General features: G+C 64.3%; 1 protein-coding gene. It reads right to left on the reverse strand.

Annotation, left to right across the window (positions count from 1 at the left end):
* Nucleotides 1–5,462, reverse strand: a 5,462-nt coding sequence (locus K678_RS16705) for a LamG-like jellyroll fold domain-containing protein (protein ID WP_021133656.1), incomplete at both ends; no start/stop codon positions are given.

Consider the following 5,462-nt stretch of genomic DNA (forward strand, 5'->3'; position numbering starts at 1 on the left):
TGACACAACAGAGCCGCTGCCGTTGCCGGTCACGGTCACGCCCATCGTGTCCTTCAGCACGATCGCCGCATGATCGAGGCTCAGACGGGCCGACACGGTCTGGTGCGCCTCGGCCGCGGCCGTATCGACCAGAGTGATGCCCAGACTCCCCTCGCCGGATTCCACCGATCCGGGATCAATCGTCACCTCGGTCGGCGGCTGGATCGGCTTGACCTCGACGACGATCGCGCGGGTCAGAACCCGCCCGTCAGAACCGGTCGCCTGGACGACGAAACTGTCGAGACCGGACCAGTCGGCCGCCGGTTCATAGTGAAAATTACCGCCCGGATCGACCGTCACCGTTCCGCCATGGCCGGTCGTCCCCGTCCCGACCCGGCTCCATTGATAGGTCACCGCCGCCGTGCCCAGCCCGTCACCGCCACCGGACCGGATCGTGTCGAGCGATCCCGAATAACTGCCGCTATAGTCGCAGGTGATGCGGTCGCCATAGACCGGAACCGCGACATCGTCGATCGCGGTCGGCTGGTGGGTACCATTGGCCCCGTCCATGCCGCTGCCGGTCCACAGTCCGATCAGCCCGCTTTCGCCGCTATCGACGGTATCGTTGTAAATGTCGGCCAGACGAGACTCGGTCAAAGCCTGGCTCCACAGCCGGACCGAGGCGACCTCGCCCGAGAAATAGTGCCCTCGCTCATCGCTCGAGACTTGCTCGGCGCCGACCAGCAGAGCGCCGCCGGTGGCCTTCGTCGGGTCAATCAGGGCGGCGTCATGACGCGCGGCAACCGCGATTCCGTTAACGAACAGGGTGATATCCGAGCCGGACCGGGTCACCGCCACATGGGTCCATTGATCGGCGGCCACGCTGGCAGTCGATGTGACGTCGGCATCTTGGGAGCAATAGACCAGCGTGCCATTCTGGATCTTGAGCGAGAAGGAACCGCCCGACCCCAGATCCTTGAACAAAATCACATGATCGCCGTCGGGGGCGGTGCAGTCACTGTCGGGCTTGATCCAGGCTTCGACGGTAAAGCCGTTGTCATCCAGTCCCCGCAGCGCGGCAGCACTCGCGATCGTCGCGGAATCGTTGCCGTCAAGCGACAGCGTGGTCACCGTCTGGGATGCCCCGGCAATCGTCGCGGCGGGCGTCACCAGCACCGCGACCGATTGGACATGGTGAAGGGTGCCGTTCCCCACCGTGATGTCGAACGCATCAATCCCGGTATAGCCGTGGGCGGGGGTGTAAACATAACGCCCATCGGTCCCAAGGAAGAGGGTGCCGTGCTGGGGCTGGGTGGTCAGGGTAAAGGTCGGCGGCTGGCCGTCGATTGTCGTCGCCACCACCGTGCCGTGATAGGGCTCGCCCCCATCGATTTCGACCGGAGACCGGGCCAGCGGCGGATCGCCCCCATCGGTCAGGCTGGTTCCGTTCGAGAAGGAAAGAGTGTGGCCGTGGCCCGAGGCATCGGACAAACCGGTGACGCTGGCGCTGGCGACGCTGTCAACCAGACCCGACCACGAACCGATCAGCCCGGACCCGATGGGCGACACGACATGCAGGCCGCTCAGGATATCGTCCTCGGCGCGGGCGACATTCCACAGCCGAATTCCGGCCATCAATCCGCTGAACTGATTGCCGCCGAACAGCAGCGGATCGGACGAGGAGATTGCCCCCGTCGCGCCCGAAGCCACCCGGCTCAACACCCCATCGACATACAGGCACAAAGTCCCGTTCTCGCGGGTCAGCGCCAGATGGCTCCAACTCTCGGCGGGCAGGGACTCGCCCTGCATCACGATTGTCCCACCCAACGTCACGGTCGGGACGCCATCGACCAGAGCCAGCCGGAGAGCGCTTCCCTTTGACACCAGCGTCCCCGACGAAGCGGGGTTGACCCACAATTCGACGGTGAAATCACTGGTTCCGATGCTGAAAGCGGACCCGGCCGACGCGGTGCTGCCGTTGCCAAAGCTGATCGCCTGATGCTGAACTTCGCTCAGATGATTAACGTCGGCGTGGGACAGCCGATAGTCCGAGTTCTCGGCCGGAACGATCTCGGTCAGGGTGCCGTCAAGCGGCAGGTAATCAACCAGACCGGCCTCGGTCCCAGCAAGACGGGTCGCCTTGCCCGCGTTGATCGCGTCCGCGCTACGCTCCACCGACCACAGCCGCACCTCGCTGACCGCGCCGTCGAGGTTCAATTGCAGCGCGGAATTGTTGCCCAGCCGGGCGCCGATGATCGACGGAATCCCGTTGGTGAAATTCGCCGTCACCCCCGAGCACGAACCCGAGGCGGCCCCATCGATGTAAAGGGTCAGGTGACCGTCGGCCGAGTGGCTCACGGCATAATGATGCCAGCTTCCCGCCGTCACCACGCCGGTGCTTTGCATTACCTGCCCGCCCGGAACGACGAAGACCAGATGGCCATCGGCACTTAAATTCAGCGACCAGCCGGTGGCATCGTCGCTTTGATCCTTGGCGAACAGCATCGAGGTTGCGGCCAGACTGTCGGCGCGCGCCCACAATTCGATCGTGAACGCCCCGGTTCCCGGATCGAACCGGGTGGGGGACACCAGCCCGCTGGCGCTGCCGCTGAGATCGACCGCCCGGGAGCCGACCGGCAGGCCGCTCACCGTGACCGCTCCCGCCCCATCGGCCCGCACCAACGGATCGACCACGTCGCGCACAGTGGTGACGGTGACATTAGCCGCCCGGTCGTTCAGCGGCATGTATTCGATCAGATCGGGCTCGGCCCCGCTAAGGCGATGGGTCTTATCCGCCTCAAGCTGGGTGATATCCCGCGCCGCCGACCACACCCGCACCTCGGCGACCGAGCCTTGCAGGCTTTCGGTCGGGCTGGCGGTCAGCATGCTCTGGTTATCGCCGAACAGATTGTCGAAACGCCCACCGATCAGCGTCGGGATACCGTTGTTCAGGTCATAGACCTGATCCGTCACAATCGTCGTACTGGTCTCGCCATCGACGCTGAGAGTGAGGGTGGTTCCCTCGCGGCTTAGCGCGAAATGATGCCAGTTGGTGCCGTTGACGGGGCAGTTCAGCACACTCTCTCCGAGTCCGGGCAGATTGGCGATCAGCATCCCGTCCCGGATATAAAGCCCCCACCCGCCGGGATTGCCCGACTGATCCTTCGAGAACAGGAACTGGGTTCCGCTCAACGTGTCGAGCTTGGCCCACAATTCGATGGTGAAGTCGCCTTTTCCCGGCTCGAACAAAGTGGCGGAGCGGATCGCGCTGCCATTACCGTCAAGATGAACGGCATTTGTCTCTCCCAATGCCGGGGGGGCGTCATCGGTGCCGGTCGCGCCGGTTGCGGTGCCCTGGCGCACGGCAGGCGGCTGGTAGGACACGATCCGCCCGCCCGCCCCCACGGTCAGCGGGATCGCCGAACCGGATGAGGAGACGCAATCGGCCGCCCCCTCGTCATTGAAGGTCCATTGGGCAACCAGCCCCTGGCCGTAATTGCTGGCATGGGGACCGCGCGCGACGTTCCATACCGCCAGATTGTCGAACAGAGCGGCGGCCCCGCCGAAACTCGACGTCCCGACCGTCAAGTCCTGGGTGATCTCGGTCATCGCCGGCACGTTGCCGTTAAGCGAAATGTTCTGGACCAGCGTGCCGTCGAGATAGAGGCGGATCGAGGAATTCTCGCCCCTGGTACCATCAAGCGACAGCGACAGACGGTGCCATTCCCCAACCGGCAGCGTGGCGGAGGACGCGCCACCCCAATTGTTCCACACGTTGATCTGGCCGTTCTCGACCCGAATATCCAGCCAGGGCAGCCCATTCGCATCGTTCAGCGTCACCAGCGAGCCCGACCCGCTGCCGAGTTGCGGAGACAGGCAGACGTCAAAGGCGAGGCTGAGCTGTCCGGTGTTGAATTTGGTCGGGTCCAGCGCGGCCTGCCCCGCCGGGCCGGTCCCATCACTGGCCAGAACCCCGGTCGGAACCAGAACGCCGTCGGGGATCGTCACCGGGACCGGACTAACCCCGGACAGGGCCGAGATCGGGGGCGGCGTCAGCACTCCTTGCAACTGGATCAGGGTGCCGTCAAAACTGGTCCCGCTGCCCGCCCCCTTGATGTAAAGCCAGCCGGAATTGTCCTGAACGAAGAACACCGCCCGGTTGGTGATGTCGGGATCGGCGGCCAACGCGGCGACCGTGGCGGCAACATACCCCCCCAGTTCCGGCGCATAGGTGGAATCATAGACGATCCCGCTCATTCCAGCGAATTCAAGTCGGTCGCCCGTGGTGAAATCGGCGATGACGTCGTGATTCTGCACCGTCGAATCGGTGGCGGCGACATAGCGGAACACGTCGGCCCCGTCGCCGCCGGTCAGACTATCGGCCCCAGCCCCACCGACCAGGGTATTGGCGGAATCGTCGCCGCTGATGGTGTCGTCCCCGGCGCTACCGATCACCGTGTCGAAATGGGTCAGCTTGGCGAAGAAGTCGGGCACTTCCTGACCAAGCTGATACAGGCTGGCGTAATGGGCGTCCAGATTGACGATCAGGGTCCGGTCGCCCTGATTGATCTCGGCAAAGCTGACGGCATTGTTGCCACTACCGCCATCAAGAATCCCGCCACCGGGGCCAGCGACGATCAGATCGTCACCCGCCCCGCCGACCAGGGTATCGAACGCGATCCCGCCGATCAGGGTGTCGTTGCCACTGCCGCCGGTCACCTCGATCGGACGGGTTTCGCTGCTGCCGTCATAGAGGCCATTGACGCTGATCTGAAGCGGACCCACCGTCATAACCGCCGGAACCGCCGCGTAACTGGTTCCGTCAAAGGCAACCCAGAGAAACTGGCCGGTCTGTCCGGACAGATTCGGGTGGATGTCCAATGGCGGAAGATAGGACAGGGTTGAAATCTGCTCCCGCGACACTTCCACCCCGGCTGTCTCCAGGATCTGGTCGCCCAGGCGCAGAATCCCGGTTTGCGGCAAGGTCAGAATCTTGATCCGGACCAGGGGATCCCCGTCGGCATCGCGGTAATAAGAGAGAAAATCGGCTTCGGTGAAATGATACGCCGTCTGATTGGCCGACAGAGCCTGGGCATTGCTGACCACCGGGGCGCTGTTGCCGCTGGGGGCATGGGTCTGCGGTGGCGGCGGCGGTAAATCCTGGATGCCTTTGGTCGGGTCGTCCTTGGCCTCGATATCCTTGGCGATCTGCTTCTTGACCTGATCGACCTGGGCCACCACCACGTCTTGCAGCGTGGTCAGGGTTTGCCCCGCTCCCGGGGGCGGTCCCTGCGTCTCGCTGCCTTGTGACGGCGGTGGTGGTGGGGGCGGCGGCGGCGATTGCTGTTGTTGCTGCTGTATCTGCTGTTGGACCGCCTGGGCTGCGGCGTTAAAGGTCGGATCCAGCAACGCGCCACCGTTGGGCAGCGCCGCCCCGGCCCCGCCGGCCAATTGCATCACCTGCAACGGCGACAATTGCTGTT

It is taken from the genome of Magnetospirillum fulvum MGU-K5 (assembly GCF_000442515.1).
GTDB lineage: Bacteria > Pseudomonadota > Alphaproteobacteria > Rhodospirillales > Magnetospirillaceae > Phaeospirillum > Phaeospirillum fulvum_B.